Here is a 24816-nt window from a genome sequence, read left to right as displayed (position 1 = left end):
CAATTTTCGTATTTCGATTCTCCAACCCATGAAAATAGCAATTAAGCAATGTTTTAAAATTCTTGTTGCCAGCTTTTTTTTGTTTGGTAGCTGCACCTGTTCGAACAGTTCTATCGTTGAGTCGGTTAAGCTAGCACCTGTTGATTTGGTATATCCATTATTGGATACTGAAAATTCACGTTGGTTTTTCTTTGCTTCAGCAAGCCGTCCTTTTGGCATGGTAAACCTGTCTCCTGATACGGAAGTAGATGGCGCCTGGGGTAGCGGTTACCGGTATAAAAATGACACTATTCAAGGTTTTAGTCATGTTCATGCATGGCAACTGTCAGGGCTTTCTGTATTGCCTGTTACCGTTGACTCGATTTCTGAAATAACTATTTTCAAGGATTTTAAGTCGAAGTTTAGTCACCGTACCGAGCAAGTTTCACCAGGGTATCATTACGTGGAATTAGATAGATACGGAATTACTGCAGAACTAAGCAGTACGAAACGTACGGGTTTGCATCGCTATTCCTTCTCTGAAGACAAAGAGCCAGCCCTACTTTTCAATTTAAATAGCATTTTAGGACCATGCAACAATGCTAATGGAGTTCTTCAGCGCGTTGATAGCAAAACCTTATCAGGTGAGTTGGTAATTACTGCTACACGCAGAAGACCAAAGCCCGTAAAATTATTTTTTCATATTGAACTCAATACCGATGTCATTGCTGTCACACAAGACGAGCAAACTGGTAATTATCTCGTAAAAGTAGGGGGAAAGGAGGTGTTAATGAAGGTGGGCATATCATACACATCATATGAGAATGCTAAGAATAATGTCAAAACCGAAGTGCCCCATTGGGATTTTGAGCAAATTATCAAGGCATCGAAGGAGGAGTGGAATGATCTTTTGGGAAGAATTAGCATTACAGGTGGAACTGAGACGCAGCAAAGGCGTTTCTACACCGATTTATGGCATGCGCTGCAAGGAAGAAGAACCATTAGCGATGTGAACGGTGCCTATCCTGATTATACGGGAGATGATTTTAGAATCGGGCAACTCCCCTTAGATGAGAGCGGAAAACCAAAATTTAATCACTATAACTCTGATTCGTTTTGGGGCGCGCAATGGACTTTAAACACCTTATGGGGTTTGGTTTATCCTGATATTATGGAAGAATTTGTTTATTCTTTGCTGCAATATCACAAAGATGGTGGACTCATTCCGCGTGGGCCTTCTGGTGGAAATTATACCTATGTGATGACCGGTGCCTCTTCTACGCCATTTATCGTGTCTGCAGTGCAGAAAGGAATCGTAACGCAGGATTTAGACTCGATTTATTCGGCACTTAAGAAGAATCATTTGGTTGAGGGCATAATGGAAAAGGCAGGCTATGAACATTATACCATGACCGGAGGAGGATTTAAACACTACTTGGCTAATGGCTATGTACCTTATCCTATACCAGAGGGAAAATTTGGATTGCACGAAGACGGAGCAAGCCTAACCATGGAATACGCCTATCAAGATTGGACTTTGGCTCAACTGGCCAAAAAGCTTGGCCGTAGCGAAGACTTTGATTTTTTCATGAAGCGATCAGATAATTATAAAAATGTTTTCGATACCTCAGTGGGCTGGATGCGCCCAAAGGATATTGACGGCAATTGGTTACCAAACTATGATCCCTACACCTACGAAAATGGTTTTAACGAATCTAACGGGGCGCAATCTACTTGGTTTGTTCCGCATGATATCGAAGGGCTGGCCGAATTGATGGGAGGAAAATCAAAGGCCGTTGACAAGCTTAATAGGCAATTTTCGAAAGCTGGAGAGCAGGGCTTTACCTCCGGTAACGCTCATGCAAAAGAATTGCATCCTGAATATCGTCGCGTACCTATCAATTACGGCAACCAACCTTCGATACAAACCGCCTTCGTTTTTAACAAATTGGGGCGACCTGATTTGGCTCAATTTTGGTCTCGAACTGTTGTAGAAAAGGTTTTCAGCGGGTTGTCACCTTCCACAGGATATAATGGCGATGAAGATCAAGGGCTTATGGGTAGCTTGGCAGTTCTGATGAAATTGGGCTTGTTTCAGATGAATGGGGGAACCGAAGATAATCCTAAATATGAATTAGGTAGTTCGTTATTTCCCAAAGCCGTTCTACGACTTCCTAACGGTAATACATTGCAAATCAATGCGCAACAAGCTGCCACAAATCACTATTATATTCAAGATATACAGTTCAACGGAAGGCCGGTACCCGAGCTCTATTTGCGCCATGCTGATTTGATAAAAGGAGGAATTTTAGACTATCAACTTGCTGATAAGCCTAGCGAAAATTAGGAAGGTCAAACTCAATGCGGCCGTGATTAGTTAAAGCCCCAGTCGGCAATGGCCTAATAGGGAACATATTCTACGATTTCTAGTCCATACCCCACAATGCCTACACGTTTTGTTTGCTTTCGGTTGGTTAACAATCGCAGTTTAGCGATGTTGAGGTCATGCAAGATTTGCGCCCCAATACCAAAATCGCGGGTATCCATATCAATTTTCGGTGCTTTGTGTATTCCTTGTTTTTGCAGTTCTTTCAATTCGGTCAAACGCGATAAGAGATTTAAGGACTCTGAGTCTTGATTGATAAAGACAATTGCACCCTTGCCTTCGGTATTGATAGCGTGAAACATATCCTCCAATTTCTTATCAGGATTATTGGTCAGCGTACCCAAAACATCATTGTTGACTAAGGTAGAGTTGATTCGCGTTAAAACTTTCTCATCTTTTTTCCAATCTCCTTTAGTCAAAGCAATATGGATATGATTGTTGGTAGTTTGCTTATAAGCGCGTAGTCTGAAATCGCCAAAACGCGTAGTAATATCAAAATCTTCCATTTTCTCGATAAGACTGTCGTGCTCCATACGGTAAGCGACCAAGTCTTCAATCGAAACGATCTTTAAATCAAAATTTTTGGCAACATCCATCAACTCAGGTAGGCGTGCCATACTGCCATCCTCATTCATTATTTCCACAATGATTCCTGCTGGTTTGAGTCCAGCTAGTCGTGCAAAATCAATTGCAGCCTCTGTATGACCGGTTCTTCTTAAAACGCCACCTTCCTTCGCGATTAAAGGAAAAATATGGCCTGGTCTTGCAAGATCATGTGGTTTCGTATCTGAATCGGTAAGAGCACAAACAGTTTTTGCCCGGTCGGCGGCTGAGATCCCAGTGGTAACCCCATTACCACGTAAATCAACGGAGACCGTAAATGCCGTTTCCAATGGATCTGTATTGTGATTTACCATCATGTGAAGCCCTAAATCTTTGCACCTGCCTTCCGTTAGTGGGGCACAGATAAGTCCTCTCCCATGTTTTGCCATAAAATTCACCGTTTCAGGAGTCGCTAATTCTGCGGCAGCCAAGAAATCGCCTTCGTTTTCACGGTTTTCGTCGTCAACAACAATGATCACTTTACCGGCGCGAATATCGGTAATGGCCTCTTCAATGGTGTTTAGCTGTAGATTTTTCTCCATGCTGATTATCATGACACTGTATTTTTTTCTTTCTTTTTTGGAAGTAGCCCTTTAAAAAAGTCAATCACCCTACCAAAACTCATTAAACCTTTGTCTGCCGTAGCTCTTTTGGTTAAAATCACTCCCAAAGGTAGCATAACTAAGGTAGATAACCATGCTCCTAACAAGGGGTGAATATTTCCTTTTTTAGAATAGTTTTCAGCAAAGACTCCTAGGAAATAGTAAACAAGGAACAAAATAATGGCAATAACCATTGGTAAGCCCAAGCCGCCTTTGCGAATAATGGCACCTAAGGGAGCCCCCACAAAAAACAAGATAATACATGAGAATGCTAATGCAAATTTCTTATGCAAGGAAAGAATATGCCTTCTGTGAAATTCATAGCGCTTGTTCATTTCTTTCTTTTTTCCCTTGATGGAAGTCAACACATTGGTCGTAGCATTCTTTGCTGAATTCATCAATTGAACTTGTTGCCAATCTGGAAATAGGTTCACGATGCTATCTTTTAAAGCGTCAAATGCTATATCAGGAGAAACATCTTTGAATTGCCGCGCCTTAGTTTTAGCCGTATCCATTTTTGGAAGGGGAACAAAGGCTCCCATACGTTCAGAGGTAATTTTTGAAAACGAAGTAACCCGTCTGATGTTGTCTTGATTGATAGAGTCAATATCTTTGGTCAAGCGGGAAATATTCTTCATTTTTTCAGTCCGAAGGTCCTTTTCCTCTTCCAGGTCTACGTTGTTGAATTCCGAAAGATCGATATTCATGGTATAGGTTTCGAAATCGGCTTGTGCAAAGGGGTATTTTCTGACTTCGCTTTTTGTTCCTTCTACATTTTCATACAAATTACCATCGTTTAAAACCAATTGAATGATATTAGATTTGTCACTACTCTTAAGTTCACCTTTCTTGGCCTTGATAACCCGGTAATTGATGTTGGTTGGGGTCTTTTGATGAATGATTACATTTTCTAAAAAGTTATCATTTTCCCCGTATTTATTATCTACCTTGATGTTCATGTCAGCGGTTTCGAAATCGCTGAAAACGCCTTCTGTGATGGCAATTGCAGGTTTTAATTTGGCGATATTTCTACGTAAGTAAAATATTTTCTGCTCTGATGCAGGTATCACGCTATTGGCAAAATAAAAGGTGCCAAAACCAAGAAAAATCACAAATATTATAATACTCAACATGGAGCGCTGTAACGAAATACCTGAGGCTTTCATAGCTGCAAATTCATAGTGTTCTGCGAAGTTGCCAAAAGTGAGAATAGAAGCCAATAAAACGGTTAAAGGAAGCACCTTCTCGGTAAGCTCAGGCATTTTATAGAAGAAAAACTTACCGATGATAATCATGTCGAGGCCCCGCCCGGCAAGGTCATCAATAAATAACCATATCGATTGGAAAATGAAGATAAGCATCATTATCGCGAACGAACTGAATAAATTGAATAAAAACCGAGATAAAATATACTTATCGAGAATCCTCAAGGTAAATGCCTTAGTTTTTTATGATGTAGTACCCGTCGTTTTTGTACTTGCTCTCATCAAAAGTAAATAAGGTTTTTGATAAAGGTTGATTTGTTTTAAAAGAATTAACAGTAATCGTTGTTGTAGTGCTGTTTTTACCAGTATAAATGAGCTTATAGATATGTTTTGTTTCGGCATCTACCCCCATAAGAATACTTCTGATTTCAGCATTCGTATCTATGGGAACCAATTTTACATATTGTATTTTTCTGCCTTGTACGTTTTGAAGAATATCCCAGGCATAGGTGTGACCTTCTTTATAAAAAGTGAGCATCTTAGAAGGTGTTAAGGCATTTTCATCGTCAACTTTGTCTTCTATGGTAACCTCTTCGTTTTCAGGTACAATGGTATATACTTTCCTGCCGTCATATAGCTGTTGTGTGCCGAGATAATTGAAAAGATATTTATCACTTTGTAAGGTAACGTCACCACGTGTTTCAGAGTTGATGTCTGCCTCAGCGTTGTGCAATACATAATTAAATTCTACGAATATGTTCTCATAGCCCTTTACTTTGTTATAAACGTCATCGAGTAAGGCTTTGGCTTTATCTGAATTCTGGGCAAAAGCAAAATTTGCTGTAAAAATTAATGCGAATACTAAAACTAACTTCTTCATTCTATTTAATTTCATTGTTGAGTAAATGTTCTAAGGCCACCAAATCGGGTATTAATACTTGTCGGGCTTTGCTGCCTTCGAATGGGCCAACAATTCCGGCGGCTTCTAATTGGTCAACGATTCTTCCTGCCCGATTATAACCTAATTTTAGTTTTCTTTGAATCAAGGATGCCGACCCTTGTTGCGCAATTACGATCACTTCAGCGGCATCTCTAAACATGGCATCCCTTTCCGAGATATTGTTATCAATACTTGTGCCAGAGTCTTCACCAACGTACTCTGGTAATTGATGTGCTTCAGGATAAGCTCTTTGTGAGCCAATATACTCTGTTATTTTTGCTACTTCTGGCGTATCGACAAAAGCACACTGAATACGGGTAACATCGTTACCTTGAGTATACAACATATCTCCGCGACCAATAAGTTGATCCGCCCCTTGTGCATCTAGAATAGTTCTTGAATCGATTTTTGAAGTCACCCTAAAAGCAATACGCGCTGGAAAGTTGGCCTTAATGATACCTGTAATAACATTTACCGAAGGGCGCTGGGTAGCTATAATCAAATGTATTCCAATTGCCCTTGCCAGCTGAGCCAAACGCGCAATAGGAGTTTCCACCTCTTTTCCGGCCGTCATAATCAAATCTGCAAATTCATCAATGACCAAAACGATGTAAGGTAAGAACATATGTCCGTCATTCGGATTCAGTTTTCTTGCCTTGAATTTGTCATTATATTCTTTGATATTACGAACCATGGCAATTTTCAATAGTTCGTAGCGATTATCCATTTCTATACAAAGCGAATTCAAGGTATGAATCACCTTCGTATTATCTGTTATAATAGCATCTTCAGAATCAGGTAGCTTCGCTAGGTAGTGTCGTTCAATCTTATTAAAGAGTGTGAGCTCTACCTTCTTAGGGTCAATCAAGACAAATTTAACTTCTGCAGGATGTTTCTTGTATAGCAAGGAGGTTAAAACGGCGTTCAATCCTACAGATTTACCCTGTCCTGTAGCGCCGGCCATTAATAAATGGGGCATTTTTGCCAAATCAACTACAAAAGTTTCATTGCTAATTGTTTTACCAAAGGCAATGGGCAACTGCATCTCAGCTTTCTGGAATTTTGTAGATGAAATTACAGATCGCATCGATACTATGGTCGCATTTTTATTCGGCACTTCGATACCAATGGTGCCTTTACCTGGTATAGGGGCAATGATTCGAATACCCAAGGCGGCCAGAGATAGGGCAATATCGTCTTCTAAATTTTTAATCTTGGAAATACGAACCCCCGCTTCTGGTACGATTTCATACAAGGTTACCGTTGGCCCAATAGTTGCCTTAATCTGGGCGATACCGATCTTGTAGTTCTTTAGGGTCGTGACAATCTTCGTCTTATTCTCTTCGAGCTCCTCTTGATTAATAGTTATTCCCCCCGTAGCACCATGCTGATCTAATAAGTCGATAGTCGGAAACTTGTAGTTACCTAATTCCAATGTGGGGTCGAAAAGCCCGAAATCATCTACTAGTTTATCTGCAATATTGTCTTTCTCTACCTTTTCTTCTACGATTTTTTCGACCTCCATGGCCAAATCTTCCTTCTCTTCCTCAACAGCCACTTTAACCTCGAAATCATCAGCTACTTGTTTTTCTTCAACAAGAGGTGGAATATCTTCCTTATGTGTGTAGGTATCTATAATGACTGGGGTATCATCAATCGGGTCTAGCGAAAGCGTCATTGTCGACTCCTTTTCTTCAGCTTTTGCACTGCCTTTAAACGCTGTTTTTAAGGAACTATTTCTGCTCTTGAACCAGTTTCCAATGTCCTCGGGTGAGAATTGAAATAGACGAACTAGAATGAAAACCAATCCGAAAACTAGCAATAAAAGCACCCCAATTATACCGATATAATCTTGCAGGAAGTCATTCATTTCGTATCCCACGAGTCCGCCCAGTAAGGGTTGGTCACTTCCCACAAAACCCAGTGCGATTGAAGTCCATATCATAAATATAAGTCCCCATATCAACTTCTTGAACATGCCCTTTTGATCTAGGCCTAGAAACATATACAACCCTTTAAGGCACAGTAGTACTGGGATAAATAAAGAAGTCAAGCCGAAGCCCTTGTACATAAAAAAGTGACTGATGTGTGCTCCGGTCTTTTTTAAGAGATTTTTGGCCTCTTCGTTTCTTTCCCCAAACTCAGTCAGGAGACTTTGGTCATCTTTCCAATTAAAATAGAAAGAAATAAAAGCAAGGGTAAGAAATATACTGGCAAGTATCAGTAGACTGCCTAATATTATCTTATTCTGTTTGGATAATTTGTAAGACCTGGGCTTTTTTTTAGTAGGTTTCGCCTTGGTCCTCTTTGCCTTCTTTGCCATTCACTAGTAGATTCTTGGGGTAAAAATACAAATTTAGCTCGGAAGAAGAGCCGCTAACCTTTTCAAAAGATTTTTGGTAAATAAATGATGCAACCAATTATGGTAGCCGCTATAGAAACCAACATTACGGCACCTGCAGATACATCTTTTATAAAACCTATCTTTTTGTCAAACTCAGGCTGTACAAAATCAGATACTTTTTCAACGGCCGTATTCAGTCCTTCTGTTCCCATAATTACTGCGATGGTCAAAATTTGTATACACCACTCCGTCGCAGAAATTTCAAAGTAGAATCCTGCTGCTGTCATTACGATGGCAATGAATACTTGAACTTTTATACTGGCTTCGGTGCGAATTAAAAGAAGGGCTCCCCGCAGGGCGAAGCCCACACTTTTTACTCTATTAACTAAGAAAGAATCTTTAGGCATTTGACAAGGCTTCTAATGCTGCTGCATAGTCTGGCTCATCTACGATCTCGCCAACCTGCTCTGAGTATACGATATGGCCATCTTCGTTGAGAACAATAACCGCCCTTGAAAGAAGTGGCATTAGTGGCCCATCGGAGAATGTGAGTTGGTAGGCTTTGCCAAAATTACCGTCTCTAAAATCAGAAAGCATTTCGACGTTTTCAATGCCTTCTGCACCACAAAAACGTGCTTGGGCAAAAGGTAAATCCTTTGAAATGCACAATACTACGGTATTGTCAAGTTCTGAAGCATCTTTGTTGAATTGACGCACAGACTGCGCACAAGTACCGGTATCTATACTAGGAAATATGTTAAGAACGAGTTTCTTGCCTTTGTAATCTGCAAGGGTGGTCGATGATAAATCTCCTTTTGTCAGGTTAAAATCTGGTGCAGCACTTCCAATTGACGGGAGAGTGCCTATAGAGTTTATTGCGTTTCCATGTAATGTAAGTGAAGCCATAGTATTTTTAATTTTTGGTGAAATTAAAAAAACACTGATAGATTTTAACTACAAACAAGCTCCAAATTTTAGAATTTCTGAAATACTTAACTAATCAGCCTTGGCTGTGGTAGTAGTTAACATTCGAATTTTGATCTTGAAGGCGGCAAACAGCAAGGTCATAAACGGACTTAACCAATTGAAAATGGCATAAATGAAGTATTCGCCCACTCCTACACCGAGAACTCCTGATTGGTACGCACCACACGTATTCCATGGGATTAATACCGAAGTCACTGTGCCAGAATCTTCTAAAGTACGACTCAAGTTTTCAGGTGCAAGGCCTTTATCTTCATATGCTTTTTTAAACATCTTCCCTGGAATTACTAAGGCAAGATACTGATCACTTGCAATTACATTCAAACCTAAACAGCTTATCACCGTACTTGCAAAAAGACCAAAAATAGTAGTCGCAATTGACAACAGCGCACTCGTAATTCGTGATAGGGCTCCGATAGCATCCATAACTCCCCCAAAGACCATCGCGCAAATTATTAGAAAAATCGTCCATAACATTCCCTTCATTCCTCCTGAACTAAAAAGGTCATTTAAACTTTCGTTTTCGGTAATTACTTGCGTATCTGTAAAAATAGCTTTCATTAAAGTCATGGTTTCCGAATCAGATAATTGCAATAGTATCTCCGATTGAAAAATCATGGCAAAGACCCCTGCGACTGCTACACCAGCACCCAGAGCAATTAAGGGTTTTGTCTTAAACAATATTAGTACTACCACCAAAATAGGCACTATGAATAAATAGGGAGTGATATTAAATGTAGCTGCTATAGTCTGCAGTAGGTCTTCAACATTTGTGGTTCCGGTGGCGTTAATATTCAGGCTCAAAATTGAAAATACGATCAAGGTAATGACTACCGAAGGTACTGTGGTAAGTGCCATATATCGAATATGGGTAAACAAATCGGTGCCTGCCATTGCGGGGGCCAAATTGGTAGTGTCGCTCAAAGGAGACATCTTATCACCGAAATACGCCCCTGATATGACAGCACCAGCAATCATTCCGGCGGGAATGCCTAAGGCCGTTCCAATGCCTACTAGTGCAATACCAACCGTTGCCGAGGTGGTCCAGGAGCTGCCGGTGGCAATAGAGATTAAGGCGGCAATAACCACTGAGGCCGGAAGAAAAATACTCGGATTTAAAGCTTGCAATCCATAATAGACCATAGCTGGTATTATACCGCTTACCAACCAGGTGCCAGCTAGGGCACCCACAAGAAATAGTATCATAATGGGAAGGAAAACACTCTTCAGGTTTTCCCAAACTTCTTGCCCCATGGTCTGCAGGGTAACCTTGTTAAAAAAACCAACAATAGCTGCAAATACGCCACCAATGAGAAGTATAATTTGATTCGAATATTCACCAAGTGCTGCCCCGCCGGCAAAGAAGATATTGTAGGCCAACATCAACATTAGCAAAATCACTGGAATAAGAGCTTCCCAGATATTCAGCTCTTTATTTTGTACAATATTCTCATCTTCTCTATACTCGAAATACTCTTCGTTATCCATATGAAGTCGGTTTGCAATTCCGTAATATTACGATTTTGGATACGGCTTTGCAAGCCGTATTTTGAGAACTAAACGGTAACCGGTCCTTGCGGCCTTATATTCAATTGCATCATACATTCTTGCATCGTCTGATAGGTACGTTCAATATCATTGTCTAATCCTATAGAAAGGCGAATAAGCCCATTGGAGAGACCCATTTCAAGCTGTTCTTCGAGAGGAATTTCAGAAGAAGTGGAAGTTCCTGGGGCACTGAATAGCGTTTTGTAAAAACCAAGACTTACGGCGAGATACCCTAATTTTTGTGTTTGCATGCGTTCCATGAGGGCATTTGCATTTTCCAAAGACCCCACATCTAAAGTCAGCAATCCGCCAAACCCATAGTTTGTATTCATTTGGTTTTTCATAATGGTATGGCCCGGATGCGAGTCAATACCTGGGTATACTACTCTAAATCCATCATTTTCAAATTTTTGCGCCAAGAATAGAGCGTTTTGACTATGTTTTTGCATACGAATATGCAAGGTGCGCATATTTTTCAGGATGGATGCGGCTCGAAGACTGTCAAGGGTGCTACCCAAAAGCATTCCAGCTCCATTGTTTACATCTTTGAGCCCCAAACAAAACGCTGTGGTGCCGCAAACAGCGCCTGCAACGCAATCACTCGTTCCGTTGATAAACTTGGTCAAACTATGAATAACGATATCCGCACCTAAATAGGCAGCAGGAATTGACAGCGGGGCGAAAGTGTTGTCAACCACCAAGGGGATACCATGTTTCTTGGCTAACTCAGAAAGCGCTTTGATATCGGCAACCTCAAGTAGTGGATTACTAATCGACTCACAGTAAATCATTTTTGTTCGCGAGTTAATCGACATTTCGACCGCCTCGATTGATGTGATATCTGTAAAGCTAGTTTCGATCGCAAATTTCTTTACGAAGTTTTTTAGAAAGGCATAGGTGCCCCCATAAATGGTTCGGCTACTCACCACATGGTCTCCAGCATCGCACAATTGCATGATTACCGAACTAATTGCCCCCATACCGCTGGCATATACATTGGCGGTTTCTGTACCTTCCAAAGCAGCTAGTGCTTCGCCTAAATACAAGTTGGAAGGCGAGGAGTGACGACTGTAGAGATAACAGCCTTCTGTATTTCCTTCAAAAGTATCGAACATAGTTTTAGCAGAGAGGAAGGTATAGGTAGATGAATCGGAGATCGAAGGGTTTACGCCTCCAAATTCTCCGAAATATTGTAAATCTTGTAGTTGATTCGCCGAATTATTGCTCATAGTAAAAGGGTTTTGAACAATAAATGTAGGATCAAATAGTTTTTTATACAATATGATGTATATTATATAGATAATAAATCTATAATTATTGTTATACTTAGATTAATTATCATATTTGTACTTTGATTTGAAATACATACCGAAAAAATGCCATGTTAAAGCTAGACGAAACAGATTTAAAGCTTTTGAGCCTACTACAGTCCGATTGCAAGAAGACCACGGCCGCATATGCCTATCAATTGAATCTTTCAACAACCGCCATTTATGAACGCATAAAACGTCTAGAAAAATCTGGTGTAATCAAGGCTTACGTTGCTTTGGTAGACAAGAGTAAAGTAAATAAGGCATTTACCGTGCTTTGTCACATTAAATTAGTGCAACATATTATGGAATACGTCTTGAAATTCGAAAGTGAGATACTCGAACTAAGTGAAGTAGTTGAATGTTATCATATTAGTGGAGATTACGACTATATTCTAAAGATTCATGTTAGTGATATGGAGGCCTATCGTGAGTTCATGGTTACCAAACTAACGGCAATCGATAACATAGGCAGCACACAAAGCGCTATTGTAATAAATCAGGTAAAGCAAACTACTGCCATTCAACTCCAGGGAGGTGATTAACACTAAAGAACTGTTAAACTGTGTGGTGCAGCTGAGTTTTATGCCTACATTCTTTGTCTAAACAACTAAACAACTAAACAACTAAACAACTAGACAATGAATAGGAATCGATTTTTAAGAATCAGTGGAGGTGGGGCGCTTGCAGCCGCCGCAACTCCTTTGCTTAGCTTTTCAAGACAAGAAGACGTACAATTAGATAGAAAAGTGGTACAAGAATTCGTCGGAGCCTCCCACGGCAAGATTGATGTTGTAAAAACACTTTTGGAAGAACACCCCACCTTGCTAAACGCTTCCCATGATTGGAAAAATGGGGACTTTGAAACAGGCTTAGGGGCCGCAAGTCATGTCGGACACAAAGAACTTGTTCACTTTTTCTTAGATAAAGGTGCTCAAGCCAATATTTTTACAGCTTGTCTTTTTGGAAAAATAGCTATTGTAAAGCCTATGCTTACTGCTTTTCCTAATACGCTACATGCTATAGGTCCACACGGATTCACCTTGCTTCATCACGCTCAAAAAGGCGGCGACGAAGCCTTGGAAGTAAAGGAATACCTAGAATCTCTAGGTGCCAAGGAAACCAAGATTGCTTTGTACTAACCGCAATCATCCTAGTTTCTAAAAGGTTTAATTCAAGTCTTCACTTGCCTTGGAGAACGGTAAAACATTCGTACTTTTGTATCTTCATTTTAGACATAAAACTGCAATACTAAAATATAGATATGACGCAATACGATGTAGCCGTTATTGGCTCTGGTCCTGGAGGATATGTAGCGGCAATCCGCTGTGCCCAATTGGGAATGAAAACCGCAATAATTGAGAAATATTCCACCTTAGGGGGCACTTGTCTTAATGTGGGCTGTATACCCTCAAAAGCGCTATTAGATTCTTCACATCATTACGAAGATGCCGTAAAGCATTTTGAAGAACACGGTATTGAGATTCCGGGAGAAGTGAAGGTCAATTTGGAAAAAATGATCGCTCGTAAGCAAGGGGTGGTCGACATGACTACCAAAGGAATTCAGTTCTTGATGGATAAAAATAAAATCGATGTCTTTGAGGGATTGGGAAGCTTTAAGGATGCCACGCACCTGAATATCAAAAAAACTGATGGTAAGACAGAAACCATTGAAGCCAAGAACATCATTATCGCTACCGGTTCAAAACCGTCAACCTTGCCCTTTATCAGCTTAGATAAAGAAAGGGTAATTACTTCGACGGAAGCATTGGAGTTGAAGGAAATTCCTAAGCATATGATTATCATTGGAGGGGGAGTTATTGGTTTGGAACTCGGTCAAGTATACAAGAGACTGGGTGCAGAGGTTACCGTGGTTGAGTATATGGATCGCATCATTCCTACCATGGATGCGGCCTTATCAAAAGAGCTTATGAAAACCATGAAAAAGCAGAAGGTAAAATTTGCACTTTCTCACAAAGTGAAATCCGTGGAAAGAAAAGGAAAAGAAGTAGTTATTAAGGCCGATAACAAAAAAGGGGAAGAGGTCACTTTTACGGGAGACTACTGCTTGGTTGCTGTTGGAAGAAGTGCCTATACCGAAGGCTTGAATCTCGAAGCTGCGGGAGTAAAAATGGAAGAAAGAGGTAGAGTGGCCGTAAACACTCATTTACAAACCAATGTTTCAAATATTTATGCTATTGGTGATGTCATTAAGGGCGCTATGCTTGCCCATAAGGCTGAGGAAGAAGGAACTTTAGTGGCTGAGATTCTAGCAGGACAAAAACCACACATTGATTATAACCTCATTCCTGGCGTAGTATATACCTGGCCAGAAGTCGCGGCCGTTGGTAAAACCGAGGAGGAATTGAAAGAAGCGGGGGTAGCATATAAAGTTGGCCAATTCCCGATGCGAGCTTTAGGGCGTGCCAGAGCTAGCATGGATGTCGATGGTTTTGTAAAAATTATAGCCGACAAGCAAACCGATGAGGTTTTGGGCGTTCATATGATTGGAGCCCGTTGTGCCGATCTGATTACAGAGGCGGTTACGGCGATGGAATTCAGAGCATCAGCGGAAGATATAGCTCGTATGAGCCACGCACATCCAACCTATGCGGAAGCCGTTAAAGAAGCGGCCCTGGCTGCAACTGAGGATAGGGCATTGCATATTTAAGATGATTTGAATTAGAAATGCTATGAGTCATTTCAGCAGAATTTGTTGTCTTTTTCTTTTGGTGATACTGGTATCCTGTTCTACTGATGAAGGAACCACGGGTACACCCGATGAAATCGAATCCTTGACGCTTAGCCCCAAGGAGCTCGAATTTATTGAAGAATATGAATACGTTACCTTCAATTTGGCTCCTGACTCCTTTGGGGCCAACCTAAATGAAAAATGGGAAGCCAATGTAAATGTGTTTCTTCAGGGTGAGCTTTCTGAAAGTTATAGAGCCGAAGTTGCAAATGCCTTAGAGCAATTCAATAATCTTGTTGGAAATAACCTAGAATTTAAATTAGTCAACGCGGTCGAAGAATCGAATGTGCATCTGATTTTTGGTGAAAAAGAGGCTATTAGAGAGGTCTGGCCTGATATGTATAACCAAATTGAGCTCGTTGATTTTCAGGGTTATGCCTTGTATAAAAGTGCTAACGGCTTTAAAATATTTGACGGGCGAATTTGGGTAAGAAATGCGAGTATTCCCTTGTTTCGGCATGAGTTGGGTCATGTTATCGGACTGGGTCATGCAAGTACCAATTTTTGTGACCGAAATTTCACAAGAAATCAAAGTTTTATGTGTTCCTTTCTCAAAGAAGATTTTTCCGTTTTTGACGAGGCCATTATTCAAACACTTTACAAGCCTGAAATCAAAGCCGGATTGCCTTTTTCTCAACTTAGACCTATTATTGAACAGCTGTTGCTAACAGATGTTATACTAGTAGAATAAAAAATTGAAAACCCGCTCACCTATCGGGGGGGTGAACGGGATTTCTCCTCTTCATAGCAATCAATCAACACTTAAACAATTACTTGATCAGCCTTGTATTCGGGAAAGCTGCTTTATAACCAAACCAAAATGCATTATGCGTTGGAAAGCGTTCTAAGATTTCTCCTTTTGTATTTTTTATGTTTTCTTCAGACAAGGTCCAGCTACCGCCAGCTTCATCGGTCGCCGTACTATGGTTATCGTAGCTAGAAAATTCGATATTTTCCGTTTTGTAAACTCGATGAGCACCGGTTACATCAGTGAAAACGATGAAATTGATGTCGGCTATTTTGACTTTGTATATGGGGTTTTTCTTTAAAAATTTACTTGAAATAGCTAAATTTTCATCGGCAAGGCTGGAAAGTCTAATGGCTAGTATTTCATCTTTGTTTTTTAACCTCTTGTCAATATTAGGAACCGTAAACATCAATTCGTCCGTCGCGAAGTATTCGCGGTATGCAGCGCCTTCACTATAATCTCTACGGTACCCTGTTTGCGATGAAAGTACAGTGGTTTCAGGATGCCTCTTCTTCCATTCTCCCCATGTGGTGGTAACAACGCTCAAGTAGTCTAGTTTGATTCCTTTTCCAACCAAAGGGCCTATGACGGGTTCGCCCTCTAAAGTGCTCCATAGCGATTGTGTTTCCTTATCATACATCAGTTTGTTAGAGCGGTACAGAAACCCACTGGTTCCTACTTGATGATTCACACCTTTATGTTCTGTTTTATATAAAATCACTGTACCACATAATGTGCAATAAACTCCGGCAACAGCTGTATTATCCAAGGTATCTACGAACATTTCGTGCCAAGCAAGAATACGCTTAGGATAGGCCCTGGAATCGCCATTTACGGATATACCAAAAACGATATTGTCGTCATCTAAATAATCTGCTTCGGTAGCCGAAATCATTATCGGATTCCGCAACGGAGGAATACCGTCTTGTACAACACCTCCCCATCTGACTTCATCTAGCCGAATCTTTGACTGGTTCGCTCTCCCTAAAAAGTAAGGCTTAAATTTCGAATCTATACGTTCGTGAATTTTGGCTTTGAATTCGAAATAAGTGTCGTCGTAGGCGGCATTTTTATTCCAGATGTACGTAAACCACTTGTCAAAATCGAAACCGAAATTCTTTCCTGTCTTTTGTTTCAATAGCCGTATCAATCGATTGGCATAGCGCTCATTTTGACTGAAGTAAATGCTTTCAAGAAGCATAATTTCATGACTTTCTGTCCAGTTTAAATCAATTCGATAAATGGCCTGATTGATGGTGAGCTCATCACCTTTTTCAACAAGTTGCAAGAAATCATTTACCGTATTATTTATACCACTCGAAAGGTTGTAGGCGTCTTCCCAGTGCTCGGTCATAGTAAGATAAACCGAGTCTTTCACGCCATAGGCAACATGGTAATACACCGCTATTGTCGCAAAACTTAGGGCAAAAAACAAGGACCTGACTTTGATATGAGAAGGCATAAACCGTTATTTTTATAGGTAGTCGTGTATGCCTCCTAAAAAATTACGGTTTAACGGTATTTTATGACTTTGATCAGAATTGCATAAAAGAATCCAGAACATTAGCCATAACAGATTTTATTACTACCAAAAAGAAGCCTCAGGTTTTATGCGACCCATCGCAATAAGGTGGGTTGGCGGTTTGCTTGCAAGTGCATAAATAGACTTCCTTCGCTTCTTCCACCTCAAAAGTTAATGGCGGGGTTGCCTTAGCCGCTCTATGCGAACCATCGCAGAAGGGTTGGTCTTCGCTATGACTACAGGTACACCATGAATACTTTTTACCTCCTTCTAAATCGCAGGCAATCGGAGAATACTTTGAATCACTCATCTCAACTGATTTAAATCAATGCACCTTAAAAATAGAGGAAACTTACTGGAATACGTAAAGCGATGACTAATTTTTAACCAATCCAAATAATTTGATCAACAACACTCTTGCCTTTCCGAAAAGATACTTTAAAAACGACTCTCCATTTACGAGAAGGTACTTTAATCCAATCGCTAAACTGGCCTTGATACCTGCTTTGTGTTTTTCATATACTAGCGCTGTAAAGGAACAAACTATCATAAAAACCAAGGCACTCGTAATCACGACGGTTGGAGATAGTGAATGATGAAAGTACTGGTAAAGCCCTAAACCGGTAAAACTGCCATATAAAATGATAAAATGAATAATATAAATTGATAGCGTGCTCTGACCAATCTTAAGTAGCGTACTGTTGGTAAGCCAGCGTCTCACAAGCATAAATACTGCAAAGGCAATGAATACGTCTCCTAAGCGGATAAACAAGTAGTTGTTAAAATAGATATCAGCGAACATCTGAAGTCCCGTTGCTCTTGAAATCTCTAGAAATAAGTCTGAAGAATAAAAAATCAGGAGCAGGCCTAAGACGGCAGAAATAGTAATTGCAGTTGGGTAAAGATGTTTGAAATTCTTGTAACGGGTAAACAATACAGAGATAAATGCTCCGAATGTGGTATAGCCAAACCAAGGGAATATAGTAAATACAGAGCCGTTAGTTTTGGTAAAATAATTGGCTATGGCATCGGGTAGCAAGCCATAGGTCCATTTTTGATACTGTGGTTCAAATAGAAACAGCAACATAGTAACTGTTAGCAATAGCGTGGGAAATAGTAATTTACTCTTGGAATGCGTCAACAAGTACATAGCGATTATACCTAATATGGATAGCCCTATACAGTGTAATACGTCTACCAAATAAAAAGAGTCATATATTTGACCATGTACCAGCCCCATAAAGTTCATCCTTAGGAGGTAGCCGATGACAAGCAGTTCAAGCCCCCGTTTTATACCTTTCTTTACCCTAGGATTATCAAAGCCCTTTTCAGGCACCCGAATTAGTAGATAAGTAAATATAAAGCCCGAAACTGTAAAGAATACCGGTGCGGTCATTCCTCTGAAATACTTCCAAAGGCTATAGGTACTATCTGCATTATCGCGAAACGCATTGTCAAGAAGTCCATCTACAAAATGCCCCTGCAACATCATGAGAATGGCCCACGCGCGCATGGCATCTATAAAATACAATCTTGCGGTCTTCTTGTTCAAGTTAAAAACTCCTTTTGCGTTTAAAATAAGTTTACCTATATACTTGTATCACAGTATGTTTAGACGTCTAATTCGCCAATTAGGCAAGTTTCGCTATGCGAAATTAGCCAAAATACTCGCATCTCAAGGGTATTTGCGGTATTTTCGTTTATCAATTATATTTAACGTAACTATGAGCACTATATTGGCATTTGCAGGAAGCAATTCATCAACATCGGTTAACTTTAAATTGGTGAAGTACACCGCTTCCCTGGTTCTAGAACACCAAGTTAAGTTAATGAATATGGCAAATTATCCGTTTCCGATGTATAGCGAGGACTATGAAAAGGAAAATGGATTTTCAAATTCTTTGGTTGAGGTGAAAAATGACATTCAAAATGCAGATGGGCTGGTCATTTCTGTGAATGAGCATAACAGTAACCCTTCTGCCTATTTTAAGAACTTTGTAGATTGGTTATCTCGTTTAGATAGGGATTTTATTAAAGACAAAAAAATACTGCTAATGTCTGCATCCCCAGGAAAAAGAGGGGGTATTGGTGCTCATCAGGTAGTCAAAACGATGCTTACTAGATTTGGAGCCAACTCAATTGTAGACTTTTCATTACCATCTTTCTATCAAAATTTTGAGGAGGGAAAGGGAATTACCAACTCAGAATTAGCAACGGCCCACCAAAAAGCGGTGGCTGATTTTTTGGCTGAAATTTAACCACCTTGCGAAAACAGCTTTCCTTTCAACTTCGCGATGTTGCCATTTTTAAAGAGGCCCTTTTGTGCTGGTCTCAGCAATTTGAGGAGGTTGCTTGGTTAGATAGCAATAGCCATTCAAGTAGATTCAGTACTTTCGAAGCGGTATTAGCGGCAGATGCCCTGACAGTTAAAGCTACCGATTCTCTAAATGCTTTCGCAGATTTGAGGGAGTATCAACAGGAAACCAATGACTGGATTTTCGGCTATCTTTCCTATGACCTTAAGAACGATATTGAAAGCCTGTCTTCGGGCAATTATGACGGATTGCAATTTCCTGACCTGTATTTCTTTCAACCCAAGAAGATGATAAGCGTCAGAGGGAATGTTGTTTATTTCAATTACCTCAATATGGTTTACGATGAGATTGAAGATGACTATCGATCGATTCTAGAATGCTATAAAAACGAGGTGAACTTGGAGCCAGCAAAAACCAATATTCGGATAAAAATGCGCATTTTTAAAGACGAATATTTCAGACAGGTGAAACGCATGTTGTCGCACATTCATCGCGGTGATATCTATGAAGCTAACTTTTGTCAAGAATTCTATGCAGAAGATACCCAAATTGATACCTTGAAGACCTACCGTAAGCTCAATACAATTTCAAATGCCCCTTTTGCCGCCTTTTTGAAACTAGGTGCCAAGTACCTTTTGTCGGCCTCGCCAGAACGCTATCTGCGTAAGGAAGGTGCCAAAGTTATATCACAGCCGATAAAAGGAACAGCAAAGCGGTCTTCGAACGCTAAAGAAGACCAAAGCTTAAAAAAGGCACTCATTCTTGATGAAAAGGAGCGTGCTGAAAACATTATGATAGTTGACCTAGTTCGCAATGATTTGTCAAAAAGCGCCTTACGAGGTAGTGTAAGGGTCGAGGAGCTCTGTAAAGTGTATTCATTTCAGCAAGTGCACCAAATGATTTCTACCATAACCGTGGAAGTTTCAAAAGACAAAAACCCTGTTGACCTCATTAGGGAGACTTTTCCAATGGGTAGCATGACGGGTGCCCCGAAGATTTCGGCAATGAAAATTATAGAGGAGTTGGAATCTTTTAGACGCGGATTATACAGTGGGGCTGTCGGATATTTTACCCCTGAAGGGGATTTTGATTTTAATGTGGTTATTCGCAGTATTCTCTACAATGCTTCTAAAAAATATGTATCCTACTCCGTAGGGGGTGCTATAACGGCAAAGGCAGTTCCAGAGATGGAATACGAAGAATGTTTATTGAAGGCCAAAGCTATGAGAGAAGTATTGGAAAATGTTTGAGGAAAATCACCTAAATTGACCCAATGGAAGTTGTAGAATTTAGAATGCAGGCTGAGGGGTGTGATGTTTACGGATTTCATACACAACCTCAGCAAATTAAAGGAGTTGTAGTGCTAGTTCATGGCTTTGGAGAACACTCTGGCCGCTACAAGAATACCGTTATTCCCAACTTGTTGGCTTCTGATTTGGCGGTTGTCGCCTATGACAATGTTGGCCATGGCCAATCTAGCGGAAAAAGAGGGCATTGCCCAAGTTACGAGGCGCTATTAGGCATTCTAAATGAGGTAGTACAAAGGGCAGAATCTATTTTTCCTGACCTAGCTTTATTTCTATACGGACACAGTATGGGTGGTAATCTGGTCTTGAACTACGCCTTGAGGAGAGATGCAAGACTAAGCGGAATAATAGCTACGAGTCCGTATCTGCGGTTGGCCTTTCAGCCTCCCAAGCTGAAAATGGCCATGGGAAGATTGATGCTAAGAATGAAGGCTGCTGTAACACTACCCTCTGGACTCGACCCTAAAGGCATTTCGAGAATTCCCGAAGAGGTTGAGAAATACAAGAACGACCCTTTGGTTCATGATAGGGTAAGCCCAATGTTCTCTTTTCCCATAATGGACGCAGGGGAGTGGGCCATTCAAAACGCAAAGCAACTTAGCACTGACACCCTGCTGCTTCATGGTACTGACGATCCCATAATCGATTCTGAGGGAACAAAAGAGTTTCATAAAAACTCAGACAAAACAACCTTAGCTTTGTTCGGAGGTGGGTACCACGAATTGCATAATGATTTGTGTCAAACAGAAATGTTGGAAACAATCAACAGCTGGTTAAAAGCGTATCTCAGCTAGTTTCGATAAGAACCTTGCCGTATTTTTAGTGTGTTACGCCTTTTGATCGCAGACCAAATGAAAGATCATTTGAAATTGAATTACTCGAAACGCACGTAGAGAATTTGCGAAAACTACTAACGCTGAAATCATAATTCATAACTTCGCAATGTGTTAGCCGAATTCAAATCTCATATCGAAAATAGCTTTCCGCATTTGTTAGAAAGCAAATTTATCTTGGCCTGCAGTGGAGGTTTAGATAGTGTGGTTTTAACACATTTATGTCATGCTTGTAAGCTTAAGTTTGCCTTGGCGCACTGTAATTTTCAACTGCGTGGGGCAGCAAGTGATCGCGATGAAAAATTTGTAACTGATCTAGCAAAGAATTTAGCTATTGATTTTTACGTAACCAACTTTGATACAAATGAATATATAGCTAAAAATAAAGTTAACGTTCAGCTAGCGGCGCGTGAATTGAGATACGATTGGTTTGCATCTATAATGCAGGATAATGCGATCAGCACCCTGGTTACAGCGCACCAAGCTGACGATAATTTGGAAACCTTTTTGATCAATCTTTCCCGTGGCACTGGGGTCGATGGTTTAACCGGAATTCCATCTATTACAGATTCGATTTCAAGACCCCTATTGGCATTTTCCCGAGAACAACTAATGCAATACGCAAAAGCAGAGAAATTGGAATGGGTTGAGGATAGTAGTAATGCTGATGTAAAGTACTTGCGGAATAAAATTCGCCACGAAATTGTGCCGGAATTAAAGGAGTTACATCCTACCTTTTTAAGAAATTTTGAACTGACACAGTTCCATTTAAAAGGTGCAAATGCGATTTTGCGTAATCATATCGAACTGCTAAAATCAAAAATCTTCGAAACAACTGAAAGCGGGTTTCGAATTGCCATTGATGAATTGAACGTGCTACAGCCGCAAAGTGCATATTTATATGCTTTGCTCAAGGATTACGGTTTTACAGCTTGGCTAGATATTTCTAGGCTGTTAGCAGGTTTAAGCGGTAAGGAAGTTCGCTCTAAAACACACCGTCTGGTCAGAGATAGAACATATCTTTTATTGGAGGAAATCGAATTAAATGAGGTTCAAAGTTTTACCATTGAAGAAGGGCAACACGAAATACAAACGCCTATTCACCTCACTATTACTGAGGTAGATGCTATTAAAGATATGACGTCAAACATACTTTATGTAGATAAAGATTCGTTAAAATATCCCCTGATCGTTAGGAAATGGGAAAAAGGCGACTACTTTTATCCCTTTGGTATGACCGGAAAGAAAAAACTTTCCAAATACTTTAAGGATGAAAAAGTTGACATTATTTCCAAACAAAAACAATGGTTGCTCTGTTCAGAAAATGAAATTGTTTGGGTTATCGGAAGGCGACCAGACCGACGATTCTCCGTTTTCGAAGGAACAAAAAAAATAGTTAGAATTACGGTAAGCACATGAAACGATTCATAATTGGTATTCTTATGTTTTTTGGCGCAATGTCCATTTTTGGGCAAAGCGATGATGAACCTGTGCTTTGGACACAAGAATTCAATAAAATTTCAGATACAGAATACGAGCTCATCATTAAAGGGGCCATCTTTGAAGGATGGCACGTGTATTCTCAATTCACTGCTGAAGGGGGCTCCTTACCCAGCACCTTTACTTATGCCAATGCGGGCAAGGATTACCAATTAATTGGCAAGACCAAAGAGAGTACGACGATTACAGAATACAGCGATATTTTCGAAGTTGATGAAACTTTTTTCAAGGAGAATGCTGTTTTTACTCAACGCATCAAAATTTTAAATACTGATGTGAAGCAAATCGATGTCAATTTATTTTATCAGGTCTGTAAAGAAGTTTGTATTCCTGTAGATAAAGATTTTAGTTTCCGATTGGATGGGGGAGAAGCTGTAGTTGCCAATCATACTGTTGATGAACGTAGTCTAACAATGTCTGCGGCCTTAAAAAAAGATCTCAAAAACAAAGAATTACTGCAAGATGCTGCAGAGGTCGTTGAGGGAGGTTCGGGCATCTGGGGTATTTTTGGTTTGGGTTTTCTAGGTGGACTAATCGCGCTCTTAACACCCTGTGTTTTTCCTATGATTCCGTTGACGGTTTCCTTTTTTACCAAACAGTCTCAACAAAAGTCAAGAGGCATTGCAAATGCCATCCTATACGGTTTCTTTATAGTGCTCATATACTTTTTATTGAGCCTGCCGTTTCACGTATTTGATTCCGTTGATTCTCAAATACTGAATACCATAGCGACAAATGTCTGGTTGAACCTCTTGTTCTTTGCCATTTTTGTGTTCTTCGCTTTTTCATTTTTCGGGTACTATGAATTAACCTTGCCCAGCTCATGGGCCAATAAGATGGATGAGGTATCTACCAAGGTGGGGGGTGGCATAGGTATATTCTTTATGGCAGTAACCCTTGCTATTGTATCTTTTTCGTGTACCGGACCTATTTTAGGAGGGCTATTGGGCAGTACTGCCCTTGCAGAAGGTGATGTGGCTACTAATCTTACTGCAGGAATGACAGGCTTTGGCGTAGCCTTGGCGCTACCATTTGCCTTATTTGCATTGTTTCCTGCTTGGTTGAATTCCTTACCCAAATCGGGTGGGTGGATGAACACCGTAAAAGTCGTATTGGGTTTCTTGGAACTAGCCTTGGCCTTGAAGTTCCTTTCCAATGCTGATTTGGTGAGCAACTGGGGCATTTTCAAACGCGAGATTTTTATCGGTGTTTGGATTGTCATTTTCGTACTACTAGCGCTTTATCTATTTGGAGTGTTTAGATTTCCACATGATGGTGTCAATCAAAAATTATCAAGTGCAAGAAAAGCTATCGGAGTACTAAGCGCTGCTTTTTCTGTTTACCTCATTTTAGGTCTAACGAATATGGTCGATTTGAAGCTTTTCGGATTTCTTCCACCAGACTTTTATACTGTTGCTGCACAGGAAAGTGATTGCCCCTTGGGTTTGAACTGCTTTAAAGATTTTGAGGAAGGTGTAGCCTATGCAAAGGCTGAAAACAAGCCTATTTTATTAGACTTTACCGGGTGGGCATGTGTAAATTGCCGTAAGATGGAAGAAAACGTTTGGAGTGAAACCGATATCTATCCTATTCTAAAGGATGAATATGTTTTGATATCCTTGTATGTTGATGACCGAAAGCAACTCCCAAAAGACCAACAGTTCGATTTTCAATATGAATCTGGACGCGTAAAGACCATTGAAACTATAGGACAAAAGTGGGGCACATTTCAGACCCTAAACTTCAATGCTGCTTCTCAACCATATTATGTTTTGCTATCTCCAGATTTGGAAGTCTTGAATAATGCCGTTCAATACACCGATAGAGATAGCTATAAAAATTGGTTAAATTCTGGCTTGGAAAAATATAAGGTGCTGGCCAAGAACTAATTCACATTTCCGTTGTAAAACGTAGATCTGCCGAAGTAAGCCATACTTT

21 protein-coding genes are annotated in these 24816 nt (G+C 40.3%); 10 read left to right on the top strand and 11 right to left on the bottom strand.

All coding sequences use genetic code 11. The features are described from left to right. The first annotated feature begins 28 nt into the window (after positions 1 to 28). Entirely contained in the window at positions 29 to 2326 is a 2298-nt protein-coding gene (locus ABJN95_RS13740) for a GH92 family glycosyl hydrolase (RefSeq protein WP_348370987.1), read from the top strand. 53 nt (positions 2327 to 2379) lie between these two features. Here ABJN95_RS13740 and ribB read toward each other — a convergent pair whose 3' ends face one another. The 8 genes from ribB to ABJN95_RS13700 form a co-directional block, all read right to left on the bottom strand. Beyond that, positions 2380 to 3522, bottom strand: a complete 1143-nt coding sequence (gene ribB / locus ABJN95_RS13735; RefSeq protein WP_348370986.1) for a 3,4-dihydroxy-2-butanone-4-phosphate synthase — start codon at positions 3520 to 3522, stop codon at positions 2380 to 2382. Then, positions 3519 to 5000 (bottom strand): LptF/LptG family permease, encoded by a 1482-nt coding sequence (locus ABJN95_RS13730; protein WP_348370985.1) that lies wholly within the window; start codon positions 4998 to 5000, stop codon positions 3519 to 3521. The genes ribB and ABJN95_RS13730 overlap by 4 nt, the downstream gene beginning before the upstream one ends. Positions 5001 to 5010: 10 nt before the next feature. Beyond that, complete coding sequence (locus tag ABJN95_RS13725; protein ID WP_348370984.1) at positions 5011 to 5655, bottom strand: outer membrane lipoprotein carrier protein LolA; 645 nt, start codon at positions 5653 to 5655, stop codon at positions 5011 to 5013. Between the two features lies 1 nt (position 5656). Continuing rightward, the gene (locus ABJN95_RS13720) at positions 5657 to 8038 is read right to left on the bottom strand and encodes a DNA translocase FtsK 4TM domain-containing protein (protein WP_348370983.1); all 2382 of its coding nucleotides are present in this window, start codon (positions 8036 to 8038) and stop codon (positions 5657 to 5659) included. Between the two features lie 62 nt (positions 8039 to 8100). Next, a complete protein-coding gene (locus ABJN95_RS13715) occupies positions 8101 to 8466 on the bottom strand; it encodes a diacylglycerol kinase family protein (protein ID WP_348370982.1) in 366 nt (121 codons plus the stop codon). Continuing rightward, positions 8459 to 8965, bottom strand: a complete 507-nt coding sequence (gene tpx / locus ABJN95_RS13710; protein ID WP_348370981.1) for a thiol peroxidase — start codon at positions 8963 to 8965, stop codon at positions 8459 to 8461. The genes ABJN95_RS13715 and tpx overlap by 8 nt, the downstream gene beginning before the upstream one ends. Before the next feature lie 90 nt (positions 8966 to 9055). After that, on the bottom strand, positions 9056 to 10531 hold the full coding sequence (gene nhaC / locus ABJN95_RS13705; RefSeq protein ID WP_348370980.1) for a Na+/H+ antiporter NhaC: 1476 nt from the start codon (positions 10529 to 10531) through the stop codon (positions 9056 to 9058). Positions 10532 to 10599: 68 nt separating this feature from the next. After that, on the bottom strand, positions 10600 to 11820 hold the full coding sequence (locus ABJN95_RS13700) for an aminotransferase class I/II-fold pyridoxal phosphate-dependent enzyme (protein ID WP_348370979.1): 1221 nt from the start codon (positions 11818 to 11820) through the stop codon (positions 10600 to 10602). A gap of 152 nt (positions 11821 to 11972) precedes the next feature. Between ABJN95_RS13700 and ABJN95_RS13695 the strand changes: the two genes are divergently transcribed. The 4 genes from ABJN95_RS13695 (at position 11973) to ABJN95_RS13680 (ending at position 15344) form a co-directional block, all read left to right on the top strand. Then, positions 11973 to 12446, top strand: coding sequence for an Lrp/AsnC family transcriptional regulator (locus ABJN95_RS13695; protein ID WP_348370978.1), 474 nt, complete (start codon positions 11973 to 11975; stop codon positions 12444 to 12446). Between the two features lie 96 nt (positions 12447 to 12542). Continuing rightward, entirely contained in the window at positions 12543 to 13043 is a 501-nt protein-coding gene (locus ABJN95_RS13690; protein ID WP_348370977.1) for a hypothetical protein, read from the top strand. A gap of 122 nt (positions 13044 to 13165) precedes the next feature. Further along, positions 13166 to 14572, top strand: a complete 1407-nt coding sequence (gene lpdA, locus ABJN95_RS13685; protein WP_348370976.1) for a dihydrolipoyl dehydrogenase — start codon at positions 13166 to 13168, stop codon at positions 14570 to 14572. A 22-nt stretch (positions 14573 to 14594) separates the two neighbouring features. Further along, positions 14595 to 15344 (top strand): DUF2927 domain-containing protein, encoded by a 750-nt coding sequence (locus ABJN95_RS13680; protein WP_348370975.1) that lies wholly within the window; start codon positions 14595 to 14597, stop codon positions 15342 to 15344. A gap of 79 nt (positions 15345 to 15423) precedes the next feature. Here the strand turns inward: ABJN95_RS13680 and ABJN95_RS13675 are convergent, their stop codons facing one another. The 3 genes from ABJN95_RS13675 to ABJN95_RS13665 form a co-directional block, all read right to left on the bottom strand. Next, on the bottom strand, positions 15424 to 16863 hold the full coding sequence (locus ABJN95_RS13675) for a DUF3179 domain-containing protein (protein ID WP_348370974.1): 1440 nt from the start codon (positions 16861 to 16863) through the stop codon (positions 15424 to 15426). 139 nt (positions 16864 to 17002) lie between these two features. Then, positions 17003 to 17233: a CDGSH iron-sulfur domain-containing protein gene (locus ABJN95_RS13670; RefSeq protein ID WP_348370973.1), complete on the bottom strand. Its 231-nt coding sequence runs from the start codon at positions 17231 to 17233 to the stop codon at positions 17003 to 17005. Positions 17234 to 17299: 66 nt separating this feature from the next. Continuing rightward, positions 17300 to 18475, bottom strand: coding sequence for an acyltransferase family protein (locus ABJN95_RS13665; RefSeq protein ID WP_348370972.1), 1176 nt, complete (start codon positions 18473 to 18475; stop codon positions 17300 to 17302). A gap of 172 nt (positions 18476 to 18647) precedes the next feature. Between ABJN95_RS13665 and ABJN95_RS13660 the strand changes: the two genes are divergently transcribed. From ABJN95_RS13660 to ABJN95_RS13640, 5 genes are all read left to right on the top strand, one after another. After that, positions 18648 to 19181, top strand: a complete 534-nt coding sequence (locus ABJN95_RS13660) for an NAD(P)H-dependent oxidoreductase (RefSeq protein ID WP_348370971.1) — start codon at positions 18648 to 18650, stop codon at positions 19179 to 19181. Positions 19182 to 19186: 5 nt separating this feature from the next. Further along, a complete protein-coding gene (locus ABJN95_RS13655; protein ID WP_348370970.1) occupies positions 19187 to 20488 on the top strand; it encodes an anthranilate synthase component I family protein in 1302 nt (433 codons plus the stop codon). 23 nt (positions 20489 to 20511) lie between these two features. Next, the gene (locus ABJN95_RS13650; RefSeq protein WP_348370969.1) at positions 20512 to 21339 is read left to right on the top strand and encodes a lysophospholipase; all 828 of its coding nucleotides are present in this window, start codon (positions 20512 to 20514) and stop codon (positions 21337 to 21339) included. A 150-nt stretch (positions 21340 to 21489) separates the two neighbouring features. After that, positions 21490 to 22797 carry a tRNA lysidine(34) synthetase TilS gene (gene tilS / locus ABJN95_RS13645; RefSeq protein WP_348370968.1) on the top strand — a complete coding sequence of 436 codons (1308 nt, stop codon included), beginning with the start codon at positions 21490 to 21492 and terminating at the stop codon, positions 22795 to 22797. Further along, positions 22794 to 24767 (top strand): cytochrome c biogenesis protein CcdA, encoded by a 1974-nt coding sequence (locus ABJN95_RS13640; RefSeq protein WP_348370967.1) that lies wholly within the window; start codon positions 22794 to 22796, stop codon positions 24765 to 24767. The genes tilS and ABJN95_RS13640 overlap by 4 nt, the downstream gene beginning before the upstream one ends. Positions 24768 to 24816 lie beyond the last annotated feature (49 nt).

This window comes from Maribacter sp. (assembly GCF_039974175.1).
GTDB lineage: Bacteria > Bacteroidota > Bacteroidia > Flavobacteriales > Flavobacteriaceae > Maribacter_C.
This window is presented reverse-complemented; position numbering and strand designations above follow the sequence as displayed.